The organism is Prochlorococcus marinus XMU1402 (assembly GCF_017696205.1).
Classification (GTDB): domain Bacteria; phylum Cyanobacteriota; class Cyanobacteriia; order PCC-6307; family Cyanobiaceae; genus Prochlorococcus_A; species Prochlorococcus_A marinus_AC.
This window is the reverse complement of the sequence record NZ_JAAORD010000002.1, coordinates 529,143-547,495: the sequence shown is the minus strand read 5'-3', so window position 1 is coordinate 547,495 and position 18,353 is coordinate 529,143. Positions and strand designations below refer to the sequence as shown.

Below are 18,353 nucleotides of genomic sequence, written 5' to 3'. Positions count from 1 at the left end.
ATCATTATAAAATGTCCATTTCATAATAAATTAATATATATTCTTTTTTTGGTCTTCAAAAGCATTTATGAGAATTGCAGATACACCTGAAGCTAAGATAATAAAGGGAGGAGAAATCATTATTAGATATCTTGTAAATGCTACTCCAAGAAGATTTGGTACTAGACAGAGTAATGAAGCAATAATGGGTATATATAATCCACTACGATAAATCTTTCTAAAAAATATAAATGTACCTAAAAAGCTCAAGAGATTTAAAGGAAAAGTTATAAAAATACCAGTAAATGTTCTTATGAAGAAAGGGAATAATGGAGTTTCTTCTATATTGCTATGTGTATCTCTGATATCACTTAAACCTGAGACAAAATCAGTAATTTTCCATAAAATTAAATAAAAATATGATTTTAAGCCATTAAAATCTAAAGTCCTTGAAGAAAAAATTTTATTTCTTAAATCTTCTCTTTCAAATCCAAAAAACGTACCACCTTCGGATATGAAATTTTCTAAAGTATGATTAAGGTAGAGTGTATTATTTTTTAACTCATGCAAACAATATAGGTAACACAAACTAAAAATAAAATAGATAAGATACTTTTCTGTTTTTGATACTTGAATCGTATTTTCCCGATGTTTTTTATAAATTTCAATGCTTATTAAAATCAATATTACAAGGGAAAAAACAATGCCTGTGGGTCTCAAAGACGATAAAAATAATACGCCAATCGATAATAAAATTAATGTAAATTTTAAGTTATGGCAAACCTCTGACTTATTAAATAAGTTACTATTAACTACTACGTATGTTAAGAAAGAACATCCTAAAGTCACATAAATTGTTATTCCGCCACTTAGAGAATAGAAGAAAGTGTACGGACTGAGAACAAATATTAAATTTGAAATAGTGGCAACTTTTTTGTTAAAAATAATATTTCCAGATTTGTCAATTAAAATTAGAGAAATAATCGAACATAAACTAGCAAAAAAAATAACAATCATATTCCATAATTTTATGGAATTTGCAAAACTTACTTTAGAAATCAAAATTGCTATATATTTAAGTAACGATGGATATAAAGTTCCTCCTTTTACATCTCCATAACCATAATCATAGTTTGTCTCATTAAAATAAAAAGTTCTATCTCCAATGTTCAGTATTTCAGCTCCTAAACCAATTGTTTTTTCACCGATTTCGGAAGGTAAGGGATGAAAAAATGTGTATATGTAAGAAATAATTAGAAATGTAATTAGAATTAAGAGGGGATATTTAGTACTTTCTGTAATAATATTTTTTCTAATATTTTTTATTTTCATGAAATTCAACTAAATTGATTTAGTTTATAATTGATAATAAATTTCATAATACCTTTTGAATGAAACCACTTATAGGTATAATAATCCCTTGTTACAAAGCTAATAGATTTATAAATAATGTTATAGATAGGATAGTTAAATCTACCAATGTAATAAAAGAATATGCATTCATTAAGATATATTTAGTTGATGATAATTGTCCAAATAGTAGTTGGAAAGAGGTCGATAAAAAATTTGATTTGAATATTATTAAACACACTAAGAATCTTGGAGTTGGCAGAGCATCGATAACAGGTTTCAATGCGGCTAAAAAAGATAATTGTGATTTCTTTATTAAAATTGACGCTGATGGACAACATTCTCCTGAATATTTAGGAGAAATAATACAATTTTTATTAACTATTCGAAGACATGAACTTTTTATCTTAAAAGGATCTAGATATCATTTTTATGAAAAAAATATTAAAGTTCCTTTAATTAGAAGAATAGGATCAGTGTTATTGGAGCCCATGGCAAGAATGGCTCTAAATTACAGAGGTTTATCAGATATTGCTAATGGCTTCATAGCAACTAATTCCTTATCATTAGAATATTTACTATCAAATAATATTGGTACAGAATTATCCTCTAGATATCTTTTTGAAAGTAGTATTTTAGAAAAAAGTTGTATGTTTAAATGCAAAATTTTTCAGTTTCCAATGGCGGCCAATTACTCTAGACATTGGCAAAGCTCAATGAAAAGTAGAGCAATGATTTTCCCGATATTTAATTTTTGGTTGATATCAATATTTAGAAGGTTAAAAAATAATTATTTTTTAAGTATAAATTTAGGCAGTTTACTATTAATACTGCTTTTCACATCAATTCTATATACTTTAAATATTTACTTTAAAAGTATTGCTCCAAATATTGCTGCACAAATCTATGTCAGCGCAGGAATTGCAACTCTATTTACAAGCATGATTACGATATCAATAATGTTATTGCTATTATTTTTCTTTTATGATTATACTTCAGCTGATAAGGTTCAAAATGTAAACTTTGAATTTTACCTTAAAGATATTGAAATGCAGTATAAATCTAAGTATCAGTAATTAAATTTTAAAAATTATTTTTTTCTGAAAGTAGAAAGATAATATAGTTAAAATAGGTATTGCCAATATAGCTGAAATTCGAACGTTTATATTTAGGTGGTAATTCATGTTAAATATTAGAAACGCGTTAAGATTCCATGTGAAAATAGAAAAAAGAAAATATTTTACGAATTTCTCTAAAGGTTTTCTTCTCAATTTAAAGACTAAATTTGAATATATAAAGAATCCTAAAATTACATTAAACATTTGACTTAAAAATGTTGAGATCCAAAGTGGAAATAGCAAAATAATTATTTGCAAAAAAATATTACTAACCAATGTATTTATCAACCCGTATATAATAAACCGAATTTTAAGATTTAAATTGCTTAATTTATACATGTTAAAATTCTCTATTTTAAAAATGATAAGCCTAAAATATTCAAAACTTCAATTAAAATTTTATAGAGGATATTATTAAATAACACTTATTCCTACCACTACCTTAGGATAACTATGTCTTAGGTTAGAAACTCTTTTTCCGCTTTTAATTTTTGTTTCTTTTAGGATATTTGTGTTTATATTTTTATAATGAAAAAAGTAATTTCCATTGAGGATTTAAGAGTATTATTTACTAAACCTTATGGTGCTGATGCACCAACAAAGCAAAAATGGGCTGAATTTTATAATGAGAATGTTGTTTTTACAGACCCTACGCAGGAAACAAAGGGATTAGATTCTTATATCAAAGCACAAGAAAATCTGGTTAAAAGATGTGATGATGTCTTTTTAGAAACTCATGCGATCTCTATAAGTGGCAATTGTGGTTTCGTAGAATGGACAATGGGTTTACAAATTATGGGTAAAGAATTTATTTATCCTGGAACTACTCGTTTATTATTTGGTGAAAATGGATTAATAAAAGAGCATAGAGATTATTTTGATTTTTGTGGTCCCACTTTTGGACCAGTTCCTATCTTAGGACCTTTCATAAGATGGCTTTATAGTAAATTTGTATCTTGATTTTTAATAAAGAAGTTTCTTATATTTCACGAACTAACAAATCTTGAGAAGTAACTTCTCTTAAATCAAATTGCGAATAGAACAATTTTTTATTAGTTGTCATTAAATATAATTTCTTTGTATTTTTAACCTTATTTGAAGATAAAAGTTGTTTTACAATTAATGTGCCAAAACCTTTTCCTTGGTGATTTTGATCTATAACTATATCCCAAAGAACCCCTCGGTAAATCCCATCTGTTAAAGCTCTACCAAAACCAACTATTTCGTTGCCAACCCAAAGACTTACAATAACGTCACTATTGGCAAGGCATTTTTTCAGATCATTTATTGTTCTGCTTTTTGCCCAAAAAGCATTTCTATCAAGTAATTTTTGTAGTTTATTTAATCCATTGACTGGCTTTAGATGAGGGCCTAATCCAAAAAACCTTAATCCTATAGCCCCTCTGGAATGTTTAATTAGAGATATTGCCTTCATTTTTTAAAAATTTGCAGAAAATAAATAATAATATGTTTATCAGTAATTTTAATTTAAATAACCCTGTAGATCACTTTTATAAATAAAGAGATATGATTTTTCTTCATCCTCTTGTAACGCACTAATTTATAATGTTTGTAATAGGATAAATTTTTGAAGGACTGTTACTTATGCTAAAACTTTTGTTGGGAGATCCGAATACCCGAAAGTTAAAGCGCTATCAACCAATAGTGGAAGATATAAATTTTTTAGAAGAAGAAATTTCTAAATTAACTGATGATGAGTTGAGAAGAGAAACTCATGATCTTAAAGCAAAAATCTCATCAGAATCAGATATTAAAAAACAAAGAGAACTTTTAGAAGAATACCTCCCTAAATCATTTGCAATTGTTAGAGAAGCGAGCAAACGTGTTCTTGATATGAGACATTTTGATGTTCAGTTAATAGGTGGGATAGTTTTACATGAGTGTCAAATTGCTGAGATGAAGACAGGAGAAGGAAAAACTCTTGTCGCCACATTGCCGTGTTATTTAAATGCTTTAACTGGGAAAGGGGTGCATGTTGTTACAGTGAACGATTATTTAGCTAGAAGAGATGCTGAGTGGATGGGACAAGTTCATCGTTTTTTAGGTTTATCTGTTGGTTTGATTCAACAAGATATGAGCCCAGTTGAGAGAAAGAAAAATTACGAATGTGATATAACTTATGCCACTAATTCAGAATTAGGATTCGATTACTTAAGAGATAATATGTCAACTGATATTAATGAAGTAGTGCAAAGAAAATTCAATTACTGTGTGATTGATGAGGTTGATTCAATTTTAATTGATGAAGCAAGAACACCTCTAATTATTTCTGGACAAGTTGAAAGACCCCAAGAAAAATATCAGAAAGCTTCAGAATTAGCTTTGACATTAGTCAGAGCAAAAGAATTAAGTAAAGATGGAATTGATCCAGAAGGTGATTACGAAGTTGATGAAAAGCAAAGAAGTTGCATTTTAACTGATCAGGGTTTCGCCAAATGTGAAGAGTATTTGGGGATAAGTGATTTATATAATCCTCAAGATCCTTGGGCACACTACATAACCAATGCTTTAAAAGCTAAGGAATTATTCATTAAAGATGTAAATTATATTATTAAAAATAATGAGGCTGTCATAGTGGATGAATTTACAGGTAGAGTAATGCCAGGAAGGCGATGGAGTGATGGACAGCATCAGGCAATAGAAGCAAAGGAGAGTCTTAAAATTCAGCCCGAGACACAAACTTTAGCATCCATTACCTATCAGAATTTTTTCCTTTTATATCCTGGCCTAGCAGGTATGACAGGAACTGCAAAAACAGAGGAGGTTGAATTTGAAAAAACCTATAAATTAGAATCAACTGTTATACCGACAAATCAAATAAGGAAGAGACAAGACTGGTCAGATCAAGTATTTAAGACGGAGAAAGGTAAATGGAAAGCTGTTGCCAAAGAAACTGCACAAATTCATAGAAATGGTAGACCTGTTTTAGTTGGTACTACAAGTGTTGAAAAAAGTGAGTTATTAAGTGTTCTTTTATCCGAAGAAAACATTCCTCATAATTTGTTAAATGCTAAGCCAGAGAATGTTGAACGTGAAGCGGAAATTGTTGCTCAGGCTGGCCGAGCAGGTGCTGTTACTATTGCCACTAATATGGCCGGAAGGGGAACAGATATAATTCTGGGTGGCAACAGTGACTATATGGCAAGACTTAAATTAAAAGATATCTTAATTCCTTTGTTAGTAAAGCCAGATAATGAGCATAAACCACCAATCCCTAAACAAAGAAGTTCAAAAGCGAAAGGTGGTTTTTCATCAAAAGTTGGTTCAAATTTGAAAAAGAATATTTCAGAGCCTTCAACAAGTCTTTTCCCTTGCAAACTTAATGAAGAAATTGAAAAGAAACTCTCTCTTTTATCTAATGAACTTGTGAATAATTGGGGAGATAGACAACTATCTGTCTTAGAGCTTGATGACAGGATAGCTACAGCTGCAGAAAAAGCACCTACCGATGATAAATTGATAGAACTTTTAAGGGAAGCTTTATCAGATGTAAAAGAAGAATATGAAAAAGTTTTGCTTCATGAAGAGAGAAAAGTAAGAGAAGCTGGCGGTTTGCATGTCATTGGTACTGAAAGACATGAGTCAAGAAGAGTAGATAATCAACTTAGAGGTAGAGCAGGTAGACAAGGTGATTTAGGTAGTACCAGATTCTTTTTATCTTTAGAAGATAATCTATTAAGGATTTTCGGAGGCGACAGAGTTGCAAATCTAATGAATGCATTTAGGGTTGATGAAGATATGCCTATAGAGTCAGGAATGCTTACTAGGTCTCTAGAAAGTGCTCAAAAGAAAGTAGAGACTTATTATTACGATATTAGAAAACAAGTTTTTGAATATGACGAGGTAATGAATAATCAAAGAAAAGCAGTATATAGTGAAAGACTAAGAGTATTGCAAGGAATTGATTTAAAGAGGCAAGTAATAGGCTATGGAGAAAGAACAATGAGTGAAATTGTAGATGCTTATATTAATCCTGATCTCCCTCCTGAAGAATGGAATATTGAGCAATTAATTTCTAAAGTTAAAGAGTTTATTTATTTACTAGATGATTTAAAACCTGATGATATTAATTTGTTGTCAATAGAGGAATTAAAAAACTATCTTCAAGAACAGTTGCGAATAGCATATGATTTAAAGGAATCTCAAATAGAAAAGATTCGTCCAGGATTAATGAGAGAAGCTGAAAGATTCTTTATTTTGCAGCAAATTGATAATTTGTGGCGTGAACATCTTCAATCCATGGATTCTTTAAGGGAATCAGTTGGGTTGAGAGGTTATGGCCAAAAAGATCCTTTAATTGAATATAAAAATGAAGGCTATGATATGTTTTTAGAGATGATGACTAATATGAGACGAAATGTTATTTATTCAATGTTTATGTTTCAGCCAAAAACTCAGATTGATGATGCAAACTAGATCAAGATTTAATCATCTCCAAGAAATTCAATAATTTCTTTGTCTTTAAGATTTTGAGCATTTCCCAGTTTAGAAATATCAATAGATTCTGAATTAGCTAGGCATTGAAGAATTTTTTGTAATTTAAGAATTTCATTTTCAAGTGAATCTATTCTATCCATTAAATTCTTAATCACATTAGCTTCTGCATCAGGTAAGGCAGAGTGAGCTAATGGGTTCACTTTAACACCACTTTGATGCACTACTCTTCCAGGAACTCCAACTACAGTACTATTACTCTCTACATTACGAACAACTACTGAACCCGCACCAATACGTGTATTAGATCCTATTGTGATGGACCCAAGAACTTTTGCTCCTGCTCCAACTACAACATTTTCCATTAAGGTCGGGTGTCTTTTACCATGACTTTTGCCAGTACCTCCTAATGTAACTCCCTGGTAAAGTAGGCAATTATTTCCAATCTCAGCTGTTTCTCCTATTACAACTCCCATTCCATGGTCTATAAAAACTCGTTTACCAATTTTTGCCCCAGGATGTATTTCAATACCTGTCACTATCCTATTAAGATGACTTAAAAAACGGGGAATTAAAGGAAATTTTAATTGCCATAATTTATGTGTAAATCTGTGAATAACTATTGATTGAAAACCTGGGTAGCAAAGAAAAATTTCAAGTATTCCTCTGGCAGCAGGATCTCTCTCTTTAATAATTTCTATATCTGATCTAAAAGTTCTAAGTATCATTTTTAAGTAATAACTCCAATTTCTTTTTTTAATTGATTTATTGTTTCTATACTCAAATAATTTTTTGCACATATTATTTGAGGTAATCTCATAAGTTGAGAACGGTTTTTTAGTAGAATGTTTTCTACAACTGATAAACTGGGGCCATCACAAACGATATGGTTTGAAGCTTTTAAAAGAGATAGTAATCTACTGTTATTATCTGAGATAGCCGTCATGAGCATTAATTCACTACCTCGCATGCTGTGAATGATTACTTCTGCCGCCCTTAACAAACCCGGGCTAATGCTAACAATGCCTACGCAACTGCCAGTATTTAATTCTTTGAGAATCTTTAATTCTTTTTGAAAGTCGCTTAAGTCGACTGCAATAGCTCGAACTCCATGTTGTTTAGCAACTTTTTCTAGAGGTTGTAAAAAATATCTGCTTGTGACAATAGTACCATTATTTGAACTACTCAAAACTTTTTCTAATTCTTCCATAGGTATGACTTCTACTGGAACATTAATTTTTGGAGAAAGGTCTTCTGCTATAAGCATAGATGCTCCTATATCCTCTCTAGGCGTACTGACTATAATTCTTGATCCGCACTTAATACGCCAATCAATTTCATTCAGTAATACTTCTCTTGTTTCTTGTAAAGTACATCCAAGACTTATAAAATTATCAATAGATTTCTTTGCTTCCTGATCTGGTGGTTTACTGATTATATCCTTTGAGTAAATTGATTTTTTGAAGTCTCTCTTAGTAATATTATCTCTTACATAAATACCCGATCCAGCTACGGCTTCTACAACCCCATCTATTTCAAGTTGTCTGTAAACTTTGCTTATAGTATTTCGATGGAGTCCAGTCTGCATTGCGAGTTGTCTAGTACTGGGTAGTCTGTGACCTGGAGGGAAATGTCTTGCTGCTATTGCAAAGCAAATTTGATTATACAGTTGTGTAGATGCTGGTATATCACTCTCTTGTTGAACATGGAATCTCACTTTAGAAAAATCCTTACTTAATTAATATTTTCTCACAGTGACACTTTAACATTCGTCATAGCTTTTCGATAAAAAATTTTCATCCTTCCTCTTTTTTTACAAGAGGGGTTTTTCTAGGGCTTAAAAACATAATCATATTTCTACCTTCTCTAGTTGGCTTTTGTTGTACTTCTGATTGTTCTTCTAAATCATTAGCCATTTTTAAAAGTAGTGTTTCAGCTAAATTTGAGTGTTGAATTTCTCTACCTCTAAAAATCACGGTGCATTTTACTTTGTCCCCCGATTTTAAAAATTTAGTAGCTTGACCTATTCGTACGTCATAATCATGTTGAGCAATTTTGTATCTCATTTTTACTTCTTTAACTTCTGTTTGATGAGATTTTTTTCTTGCTTCTTTAGCTTTTTTTTCTTGTTCAAATTTATATTTTCCATAGTCCATGATTCGACATACAGGTGGATCTGCTTTTTCGCTCACCAAAACCAAATCAAGTTCTCTTTGAGAGGCTATTTCTAATGCTTTCAATCTATCAATTATTCCTAATTGTTTTCCATCTGAATCAACGACTCTCAATTGAGGGTATTTTATTCTTTCATTAATATTTGGGAGCTCTCTAACTGGAGCGCGGCGGTCAAAACGTGGGCGTGGTGGCATTCAGTTCAGTTAATAAATTGATTGGATGATGAGCAAATTTTCTTATTTTATAAAACTAGCCTATAAAAGACTCTATTCTAATTATTGCATCTTTTAGCAGGTTTTTGTTATTAAGCCATATAGGATTATTTTTATTACGAAACCATGTTTTTTGCCTTTTGGCAAATTGGATAGTTTTTCTAGTAGTTAATTCAATCGCCTCGTCAAAAGTTAATTCGTTTTTTAGAACTTCTTTGGCTTCACGATAACCAATGGTTTCTAATATTTTTAAATCAGAACCATACTCAGCAATAAGATTCTTGGTCTCTTCAACTATTCCAGATAAAAACATATTTTTTGTTCTTTGATAAATTCTTTTTTTTAAATCATCTCTATCTAATCCAAGTTCTAGTATCTTCCAATTGGGCGGTTTTTGTAATTTTTGATTTGACAAAGGTTTTCCTGTTACGTAAAAAACTTCTAAAGCTCTTATTGTTCTAATGCGATCAGCAAAATTGATTTTATTTGTAGATATTGGATCACAATTTTTCAAAAGCTCCCAACATTTTTGCTGACCAAGTTCTTCTAACTGTTTTCTTAAATTTTTTTGCGGAGGGACATCTGGTACAAAAAACCCTTTTGTTATTGAGTTCATATATAAACCACTTCCTCCAACAAGAAAAGGTAAATGATTTTTTTGGATTTCACTTTTGATTGATTTTTCAGCAATTTCTTGAAATTGTTTTACATTTATTGGATGGATAGGTTCTTCAATATCTATTAGAAAATGTTTTATTTGTTTTTGTTGAATCTCAGATGGCTTTGCTGTCCCAATATCCATAGACTTATAAATTTGTCTAGAATCTATATTATGTATACGAGTTTTAAAGTAATCAGCAATTTCTATAGCTAATTCTGTTTTACCACTTGCTGTGGGTCCAATTAAAACAATTACACATGGTGGATAAGAAGACATATTAGGTTCTGAAGAAAAATCTACTAATTATTTAATGAAAGAGATTAAAATTTTCATAGACTTCGAGCCTTTCTCTTATTGCAGTGGTAAATTTAATGAAAGACCTTTTAAAAATAACAATTTTTAAAAATTTAATTTTTTTTATATTAAATGAGCGAGGACAAAAGATCTAATAAAATCTCAGATGATTATGGTGCAGATCAGATTCAGGTTTTAGAAGGATTAGAACCGGTTCGTAAACGTCCTGGGATGTATATAGGTTCTACAGGTCCTAGAGGCTTACATCATCTTGTATATGAAGTCGTTGATAATTCAGTTGATGAAGCACTTGCAGGACACTGTGATCATATAGAAATAGTGCTTCGCGCAGATGGATCAGCTTTAATTTCAGATAATGGACGAGGCATCCCAACAGATGTTCATCCAAGGACGGGAAAAAGTGCTTTGGAAACTGTACTGACTGTTCTTCATGCAGGAGGAAAATTTGGGAGTGGCGGTTATAAAGTTTCTGGTGGTTTGCATGGAGTAGGAATATCTGTAGTTAATGCTTTAAGTGAATGGGTTAATGTAACTGTCTTTAGGGATGGTAGTGAGTTTAATCAACGCTTTGAAAAAGGTTTATCTCAGGGCGAATTGCAATCTAAAAAGCAGTCCATAAAGCCTTTTAAAAAAGGAACCACTATTTGTTTTAAACCCGATAAAACAATTTTTTCTGGAGGCATCGAATTTGAATATAATCTTCTTTCATCTAGGTTAAGAGAACTAGCTTATCTAAATGGGGGCGTAAAAATTGTTTTTAGAGATGAGCGTAATCAATTGTCTGATGGTTCTTTCAAAGAAGAAATTTATTTATATCAAGGAGGTATTAAAGAATATGTTCAATACATGAATAAAGAAAAGGATTCTATTCATCCTGAGATAATTTATGTTGACTCACAGAAAGAAAATGTTTATGTAGAAGCAGCTTTGCAATGGTGTTCAGATGTTTATTCAGATAATATTTTAGGCTTTGCCAATAATATTAGAACTATTGATGGGGGTACTCATATTGAAGGATTAAAAACAGTTTTGACAAGAACATTCAATAATCTTGCAAAAAAAAGAGGTAAAAGAAAAGATATTGAAAAAAATTTGGCTGGCGAAAATATTAGAGAGGGATTGACTGTAGTTTTATCAGTTAAAGTTCCTGATCCTGAATTTGAAGGACAAACGAAAACAAAATTGGGGAATACTGAAGTAAGAGGAATTGTTGATTCTCTAATTGGAGAAGCTCTTACAAAATATATGGAATTCAATCCTGGAATTTTAGATTTGATCCTTGAAAAGGCAATTCAATCATTTAATGCAGCAGAAGCTGCAAGAAGGGCTAGGGAATTGGTCAGAAGAAAAAGTGTTCTTGAAAGTTCAACTTTGCCTGGTAAATTAGCAGATTGCAGCTCTAGAGATCCTTCAGAATCAGAAATTTATATTGTTGAGGGAGATTCTGCGGGAGGTTCCGCCAAGCAAGGAAGAGATAGAAATTTTCAGGCTATTTTGCCTCTAAGGGGTAAAATTCTTAATATCGAAAAAACTGATGATACTAAAATATATAAAAATACAGAAATTCAGTCACTAATAACAGCTCTTGGATTAGGAATTAAAGGAGAGGAATTTGATGTTAACTCTTTGAGATATCACAGAGTTGTAATTATGACGGATGCTGATGTTGACGGTGCGCATATAAGAACTTTATTATTAACATTTTTTTATAGGTATCAAAGAGAACTTGTTGAAAATGGTTTTATATACATTGCTTGTCCTCCCCTTTATAAAGTTGAAAGAGGTAAGAATCATAAATATTGCTATAACGAGAATCAATTGAAAGACATAATTGCAGATTTTGGAGAAAATGCAAATTATAATATCCAAAGATTTAAGGGATTAGGAGAGATGATGCCAAAACAATTATGGGATACAACTATGAATCCTCAAACTAGGATGATGAAAAGGGTTGAAATTGAAGACGCACTTGAAGCTGACAGAATATTTAATATATTAATGGGAGATAAAGTTGCACCAAGAAGAGAATTTATTGAAACTCATAGTAGTAACCTAGATTTGGCAACTTTAGATATATGATTAATAATCTTCTGAAGAATTTTTGCTTAATTATTTTTGCATTAATTGCGCCGATTACGTTACCGGCTGGTGGAATTCAAAAAAGTTTAAGCCAAAATAAGTTTTCTCATAATACAAATGAAATAATATTGAGTTCCAATACCTTTCTCTATTCTTCTCCTGAAATTCATGCTAATGAATTATTAGTTCTTGATATAGGTACAACTTTGTCAATTTTGCGAAATTGGAAAGTCAGCGAAAGCGAAACTTGGGTTAGGGTTGAATTGGCTTCTAATAAATTTCTAGACAATCCTAATAAGATTTTAAAAGGCTGGATAAAAATGTAAATTTTGGATGTTTATTCAATAGCTATTATTTTAATTGGCAGCACTTTTGGATTAATACTAAGAATATTTATAAAAAATAATTTTAAGATAAATATAGGTTTTGCTATTCAGAGTAATACTATCGTCAACTTTGTTGCTTCATTTTTTTTGGGAATTTTAGTAGCCCTAAATTTTATTGATAATGAAATATTATTTTTATTGTATACAGGTTTTTTAGGGTGTCTTAGTACATTTTCTTCCTTCATAAAGCAACTATTTAATTTATTTAAAAAAAGGAAATTCTTCAAATTATTTTTTCACTATATTGAAGTAATATTTTTTTCTTTTATGTTTTTTTATTTAGGTTTTTATTTGATTAAATTATTTTAAAGTGAAAATAAAAAATTTTTTTTATATTCTAATTGCTTGTTATCTAGCAACTTTTTTAAGATTATTTGTAGAAAATAACTTTATTATTTCAATAATTGGATCATTTTTCGTTGGTTGTATTATCAGTAAAAAATTAAGTTACACAAGCGAAAAAATTTTATTAAGTGGTTTTTTTTCTTGCTTCACATCGTTTAGTGGATTTATATATTTTTTGTACCCAATTCTTAATCAAGGAGATTGGCTTAAATTTATAATTTTTTTAAATTTGATCATTTTCATAAATCTATTCACGATGTATTTCGGGTTCTGGATCAGTAGAAAAATTAATTAGATTTCATATAATAGTGATGTCACTTTGAAAGGGAATTATATTTATGAATGAAAATAATCATGAAACGGTTACATCTTTATCTTCAGATTTAAGTACTCGAGAAAATATTACTATTCAACTTGAAGATTTGCTCGTCGCAGGAAATTATGATGAGGCAAAGTTACTTCTAGAACCATCTCAACCTGTAGATATCGCAGATGCTATTGGAAGTCTTCCATTAATATTGCAGGCTTTAGCATTTCGTTTGTTAAAGAAAAATGAGGCAATTGAGGTTTATGAATATTTAGATCCAATAGTTCAACAAACTTTATTAGATAGACTTCGTTCAGGAGAAGTTTTAGAAATAGTTGAGAAAATGTCCCCTGATGATAGGGTTCAACTCTTTGATGAATTACCTGCAAAAGTTGTACGAAAATTTTTGTCCGCTTTAAGTCCCGGCGAAAGGAAAGTAACAGCTGAATTACTTGGGTATGAGCCTGAAACTGCTGGAAGGTTAATGACAACTGAATTCATAGACCTTAAAGAAATGCAAACAGCGGCAGAGGCCCTTGCTTTAGTCAGAAAAAGAGCTCCATTTACAGAAACAATTTATAGCTTATATGTTACGGATAAAGAAAGGCATTTAACGGGTATTCTTTCTTTGAGAGATCTTGTCACTGCTGAACCCTCTAAGCCAATTGGAGATGTTATGACCAGAGATGTGGTTAATATTTCTACTAATACGAATCAAGAAGAGGTCGCAAGAGCAATTCAAAGATATGATTTTTTAGCTTTACCAGTTGTTGATAAAGAAAAAAGACTTGTTGGAATTGTAACTGTAGATGATTTAATTGATGTTATTGAGCAAGAAGCAACAAGAGATATTTATGCAGCAGGAGCGGTTCAACCTGGTGATGAAGATGATTATTTTCAAAGTGGATTGTTTACGATAGCTCGTCGAAGAATTTTATGGTTATTAATTTTGGTTTTTGCAAATGGTTTGACAACAAAAGTTATTGCTATGAATGATCAAATATTGAAAGAAATAGTTTTATTAGCTGCATTTATCCCTCTACTTATAGGAACTGGAGGAAATGTTGGTGCTCAAAGTTCAACTGTTGTCATTAGAGGTTTAAGTACTCAAAAATTGAAGTCTCTTGGAGCCATTAAGGCAGTGGTTAAAGAGGCAATAACAGGAGCTCTTTTGGGGATATTGATGATGTTAGTGGTATTCCCTTTCGCTTGGTGGCAAGGAGAAGGTCCCTTAATAGCTTCTGCGGTAGGGATAAGCTTAATATCAATAACGACTTTAGCTGCTACAACCGGCGCTATTCTCCCTTTACTTTTTGACAAGATGAAATTAGATCCAGCCCTAATGTCCTCTCCGTTCATAACAACTGTTACTGATATTGCAGGTGTATTTATTTATCTAAGTACTGCAAAATGGTTGTTAAACTCTTAATTAACCCTAATCAACTAGGTATAAATTCTCATTTTTGTAAAATTGTGGATTTTTTTGTTTAACTTTACATTTCTTAATGGTATTGTTTACAAAACAACATTTAGCTTTCATGTCTTCTGAAACATTAAGTGAGAATAAATTAGCGACAATATCAAGTCTAAAAGCTAGTAACGATGTCGATCTTGTTAGATCTTATTTGAGAGATATAGGTAGAGTTCCTTTACTATCTCACGAGCAAGAAATCACTCTTGGTAGGCAGGTCCAAGAATATATGCAAGTCGAAAGGGCAGAATTGGAAATTATTGAATTAACAGGAGATAAGCCAAGTATTGAAGAATTGTCAATCAAACTAAATATGTCTACTTCCATCATCAAAAAAAGATTAAGAGCTGGACAGAGAGCTAAAGAAAGAATGGTTGCCGCAAATCTAAGGCTGGTCGTAAGTGTTGCAAAAAAATATACTAAAAGAAATATGGAGTTATTAGATTTAATACAAGAGGGAACTATTGGATTGGTAAGAGGAGTTGAAAAATTTGATCCAGCCAGAGGTTATAAGTTTTCAACATATGCATACTGGTGGATTAGGCAAGGTATCACTAGAGCAATCGCTGAAAAAAGTAGGGCAATAAGACTTCCAATTCATATAACTGAAATGCTAAATAAGTTGAAAAAAGGTCAAAGGGAGTTGAGTCAAGAAATGTCTAGAACTCCAACAGTTAGTGAACTTGCGAAATACGTAGAGCTTCCTGAAGAAGACGTTAAAGATTTAATGTGCAAAGCTGGACAGCCAGTAAGTCTAGAAACAAAAGTTGGTGATGGTGAGGATACTGTTCTACTAGATTTATTAGCAGGTGGTGAGGATTTACCCGATGAACAAATAGAAATGGATTGTATGAGAGGTGATCTTCATTCTCTTTTACATCAATTACCTGATCTGCAATGTAGAGTTTTAAGGATGAGATATGGTATGGATGGTGATGAGCCAATGTCTCTTACAGGTATAGGAAGGGTATTGGGGATAAGCAGAGATCGTGTAAGAAATCTAGAAAGAGATGGACTACGAGGTTTGAGAAGGCTTAGTGATAACGTGGAAGCTTATTTTGTCTCTTGAAGGAAATCTAATATTAATTTATTTGTCTTTTCAGGTTCTTCATCATGAGGACAATGTCCAGCACCTTCAATAATGTCTAATCTTTTAATATTCCTAAATTCTTTCTTCCATTTTTTTGCTTCACTTAAAGATTCCCAGGGATCTTTTTCTCCCCAGATCAATTGGATTGGTTTGTGAATCTTATCGAACAGGTCTGTAGCAAGATAGTCATCAAATAAGTTAATAAAGCCACGAAATGCTTCTTTAGAGTTTGACCTCTTAGTCGGTTGATATAGTATTTCAATTAATTCATCATCGATATTTTTTCCTGAAGGGTAAGCTTGTTCAAGTATTTTCTTTATAACTTTTGGATTAGCAGCTCTTGTAAAAAGTGTATTACTAATTACTCTTTGTCTGACTATCGTTTTAAGAACGGGTCTCAGTAGATTCATTAAGATATTGCTTTTTTTTAAACGTTTATCATCCATAGTTCTTTGTGCACAATCAATCAAAATGACTCCCTTACATTTATCTTTGAGAATTTCAGCAGCTTTCAATGCAATAACACCACCAATTGAGTTTCCTACTAAGTAAACAGGAGATTTTATTACCTCTTCACAAAATGTTGATATCTGATTACCCCATAAATCAAATGAATATTTAATTGAGCTTGCTTTATAAGGTTCGTAATTTAATAAAGCACTTGGCTGACTGCTTTTTCCAAATCCTAATAAGTCAATTGCGTAGCAGTTAGAAAATTTACCAAGAAAATCTTGATTATGTCTCCAGTGGTTTTTTGATGCCCCAAATCCATGAACTAATAAAATTTTAATATCTTTTTCAGAAGTAGATTCTTTTGATAGAGACCATGAAATTTCCCAATTTTCCCATTTCCAAGTTTCAGATTTATTTAAAGACACAAATAATATTCTTTTAATTAAACTTTAATTCAAAAAAAAATTATTCGTTTTTAATAAATTATTCTAAGTTAAGAAAAAGCGCTAATTTTATGAAAAGGGAAAAGGTCATATGCATAGGAGAGGCTTTAATAGACAGAATTAGAAATAAATCAAATCAGGGATTTACAGATTTTTTGGGAGGTGCTCCGGCGAATGTTGCTTGTGCATTAAGAAAATTAAAAATAGATTCAACATTTATAGGAAGTTTGGGTAATGATGATTATGGAAAAAAATTTATTACTCAATTTAATGAATTAGACGTTAATTTAGATTTCTTGCAATTAGATAATGATTCAGCTACTCGCGTGGTTAATGTAGATAGAGATCAATTTGGAGATCGTTTTTTTTCAGGCTTTGAGCAAAGTCCTCATTCATGCTTTGCAGATGAAGTTCTAAGTAAGAAATTAATCGAAAAAGAAATTTTAAATTTGGATAAATCTTTTCTGGAAACAAAATATTTGGTTACAGGAACGATCTTATTATCATCTCCAAGATCAGCTGAGACTATTTTTTTTCTTCTTGAACAGGCTAAAAAATTGGGAGTCAAAGTAGTTATTGATTTGAATTGGAGAGAGGTCTTTTGGGATCATTCAAGTTTTTCATCAGAAATTAGTAAAGCGGCTAGAGTTAATTTAATCAAGAACTTTTTAAATCATGCAAATGTTTTAAAACTTGCTAAGGAGGAAGCAACTTTGTTCTTTGAGGATGAAAATCCCTTGCTAATTTCTCAACAATTGTCTAATAGGCCAGATGTAATAATAACTGATGGGAAAAACCCCGTTTCATGGTACATCAATAGATTCCAGGGAATTACCGAAAACCCAACTTCACAAAAAATTGTTGATACAACTGGGGCAGGCGATGCTTTTCTAGCTGGCTTAATTTCAAAATTAATTTCTTCTGGCTACCCTTCAAATAAACTAGAGGTTGAAGATTGCATTAAGTTCGCAGGTGTTTGTGGATTATTGACTTGTCTTGGTGAAGGCGCCATTGAGCAACAGCCCGATTATGAGAAGGTTAATAAATTTTTTGGATCTCTTATTTCGTAGTTTCTTCCATAATTTTTTGCGTAACTAATTTCTACTTTCCAGAAATTATCAATAACTGGTTCTATTAATTCTGGCCATTCAATTACTAAAATTGCCTGTTTTTGCATTGCCTCTTCTTCTTCTGAAAAAAAAACTTCTCTTGCTGAAGAAACATTTTCTAATCTGTATAAATCAAGGTGAATTAGTGGAATTTTTCCTGAGTTATAGTGATGCGATAAAGCAAATGTAGGGCTTGTAATTTCCTCAGAGATTGATAGGCCTTTAGCAATCCCTTGAACAAATGAAGTTTTTCCAGCTCCAATAGGACCCTGTAATAAAACAATCGATTGGGGATTTAATTTGTGTGAAATTTTTTTTCCTAAATTTAAAGTTTCTTCTAAATTCTCAACAAACACAAAATTACTCAAAAATCATTTATAGTTTAGTAGAAAAAGTATTTACAAG

At 31.3% G+C, this 18,353-nt stretch carries 18 protein-coding genes; 9 read left to right on the top strand and 9 right to left on the bottom strand.

All coding sequences use genetic code 11. From position 1 onward, the window contains the following. Positions 1–30: 30 nt before the first annotated feature. The gene (locus tag HA141_RS09235; protein WP_209119037.1) at positions 31–1,311 is read right to left on the bottom strand and encodes a hypothetical protein; all 1,281 of its coding nucleotides are present in this window, start codon (positions 1,309–1,311) and stop codon (positions 31–33) included. A 59-nt stretch (positions 1,312–1,370) separates the two neighbouring features. On the opposite strand from HA141_RS09235, the gene HA141_RS09230 reads away from it, so the two are divergent. After that, positions 1,371–2,405, top strand: coding sequence for a glycosyltransferase family 2 protein (locus HA141_RS09230; protein ID WP_209119035.1), 1,035 nt, complete (start codon positions 1,371–1,373; stop codon positions 2,403–2,405). Here the strand turns inward: HA141_RS09230 and HA141_RS09785 are convergent, their stop codons facing one another. After that, positions 2,406–2,786, bottom strand: coding sequence for a GtrA family protein (locus HA141_RS09785; RefSeq protein ID WP_373921829.1), 381 nt, complete (start codon positions 2,784–2,786; stop codon positions 2,406–2,408). It lies immediately after the preceding gene. Positions 2,787–2,975: 189 nt separating this feature from the next. On the opposite strand from HA141_RS09785, the gene HA141_RS09220 reads away from it, so the two are divergent. Next, positions 2,976–3,407: a nuclear transport factor 2 family protein gene (locus tag HA141_RS09220; RefSeq protein WP_209119031.1), complete on the top strand. Its 432-nt coding sequence runs from the start codon at positions 2,976–2,978 to the stop codon at positions 3,405–3,407. 19 nt (positions 3,408–3,426) lie between these two features. Here HA141_RS09220 and HA141_RS09215 read toward each other — a convergent pair whose 3' ends face one another. Continuing rightward, positions 3,427–3,882, bottom strand: coding sequence for a GNAT family N-acetyltransferase (locus HA141_RS09215; RefSeq protein ID WP_209119029.1), 456 nt, complete (start codon positions 3,880–3,882; stop codon positions 3,427–3,429). Between the two features lie 170 nt (positions 3,883–4,052). Here HA141_RS09215 and secA point away from each other — a divergent pair, with 170 nt between their 5' ends. Continuing rightward, positions 4,053–6,884, top strand: coding sequence for a preprotein translocase subunit SecA (secA, locus tag HA141_RS09210; protein ID WP_209119027.1), 2,832 nt, complete (start codon positions 4,053–4,055; stop codon positions 6,882–6,884). A gap of 8 nt (positions 6,885–6,892) precedes the next feature. Here secA and cysE read toward each other — a convergent pair whose 3' ends face one another. From cysE to miaA, 4 genes are all read right to left on the bottom strand, one after another. Beyond that, positions 6,893–7,627: a serine O-acetyltransferase gene (gene cysE / locus HA141_RS09205; protein ID WP_209119236.1), complete on the bottom strand. Its 735-nt coding sequence runs from the start codon at positions 7,625–7,627 to the stop codon at positions 6,893–6,895. A gap of 5 nt (positions 7,628–7,632) precedes the next feature. Beyond that, entirely contained in the window at positions 7,633–8,619 is a 987-nt protein-coding gene (locus tag HA141_RS09200) for a GntR family transcriptional regulator (protein WP_209119025.1), read from the bottom strand. A 79-nt stretch (positions 8,620–8,698) separates the two neighbouring features. Further along, on the bottom strand, positions 8,699–9,271 hold the full coding sequence (gene infC / locus HA141_RS09195) for a translation initiation factor IF-3 (protein WP_209119023.1): 573 nt from the start codon (positions 9,269–9,271) through the stop codon (positions 8,699–8,701). A gap of 55 nt (positions 9,272–9,326) precedes the next feature. After that, a complete protein-coding gene (miaA, locus tag HA141_RS09190) occupies positions 9,327–10,226 on the bottom strand; it encodes a tRNA (adenosine(37)-N6)-dimethylallyltransferase MiaA (RefSeq protein WP_209119021.1) in 900 nt (299 codons plus the stop codon). A 150-nt stretch (positions 10,227–10,376) separates the two neighbouring features. Between miaA and gyrB the strand changes: the two genes are divergently transcribed. The 5 genes from gyrB to HA141_RS09165 all read left to right on the top strand — a co-directional run bounded on the left by gyrB (position 10,377) and on the right by HA141_RS09165 (position 15,922). Further along, entirely contained in the window at positions 10,377–12,344 is a 1,968-nt protein-coding gene (gyrB, locus tag HA141_RS09185) for a DNA topoisomerase (ATP-hydrolyzing) subunit B (RefSeq protein WP_209119019.1), read from the top strand. Next, the gene (locus HA141_RS09180; RefSeq protein WP_209119017.1) at positions 12,341–12,670 is read left to right on the top strand and encodes a hypothetical protein; all 330 of its coding nucleotides are present in this window, start codon (positions 12,341–12,343) and stop codon (positions 12,668–12,670) included. Before gyrB ends, HA141_RS09180 begins: the two co-directional genes overlap by 4 nt. Positions 12,671–12,673: 3 nt before the next feature. Beyond that, positions 12,674–13,039, top strand: coding sequence for a FluC/FEX family fluoride channel (locus tag HA141_RS09175; protein ID WP_209119014.1), 366 nt, complete (start codon positions 12,674–12,676; stop codon positions 13,037–13,039). A gap of 374 nt (positions 13,040–13,413) precedes the next feature. After that, positions 13,414–14,811, top strand: a complete 1,398-nt coding sequence (gene mgtE, locus HA141_RS09170) for a magnesium transporter (protein WP_209119012.1) — start codon at positions 13,414–13,416, stop codon at positions 14,809–14,811. Positions 14,812–14,920: 109 nt separating this feature from the next. Then, positions 14,921–15,922 carry an RpoD/SigA family RNA polymerase sigma factor gene (locus tag HA141_RS09165; protein WP_209119234.1) on the top strand — a complete coding sequence of 334 codons (1,002 nt, stop codon included), beginning with the start codon at positions 14,921–14,923 and terminating at the stop codon, positions 15,920–15,922. On the opposite strand, the gene HA141_RS09160 is transcribed toward HA141_RS09165, so the two are convergent. Then, on the bottom strand, positions 15,907–16,821 hold the full coding sequence (locus HA141_RS09160) for an alpha/beta fold hydrolase (protein ID WP_209119010.1): 915 nt from the start codon (positions 16,819–16,821) through the stop codon (positions 15,907–15,909). The genes HA141_RS09165 and HA141_RS09160 overlap by 16 nt on opposite strands. Positions 16,822–16,910: 89 nt before the next feature. Here HA141_RS09160 and HA141_RS09155 point away from each other — a divergent pair, with 89 nt between their 5' ends. Then, the gene (locus tag HA141_RS09155) at positions 16,911–17,909 is read left to right on the top strand and encodes a carbohydrate kinase family protein (RefSeq protein WP_209119008.1); all 999 of its coding nucleotides are present in this window, start codon (positions 16,911–16,913) and stop codon (positions 17,907–17,909) included. On the opposite strand, the gene tsaE is transcribed toward HA141_RS09155, so the two are convergent. Beyond that, positions 17,867–18,304 (bottom strand): tRNA (adenosine(37)-N6)-threonylcarbamoyltransferase complex ATPase subunit type 1 TsaE, encoded by a 438-nt coding sequence (gene tsaE, locus HA141_RS09150; RefSeq protein WP_209119006.1) that lies wholly within the window; start codon positions 18,302–18,304, stop codon positions 17,867–17,869. The two genes, HA141_RS09155 and tsaE, sit on opposite strands and share 43 nt — an antisense overlap. Positions 18,305–18,353: the final 49 nt, after the last annotated feature.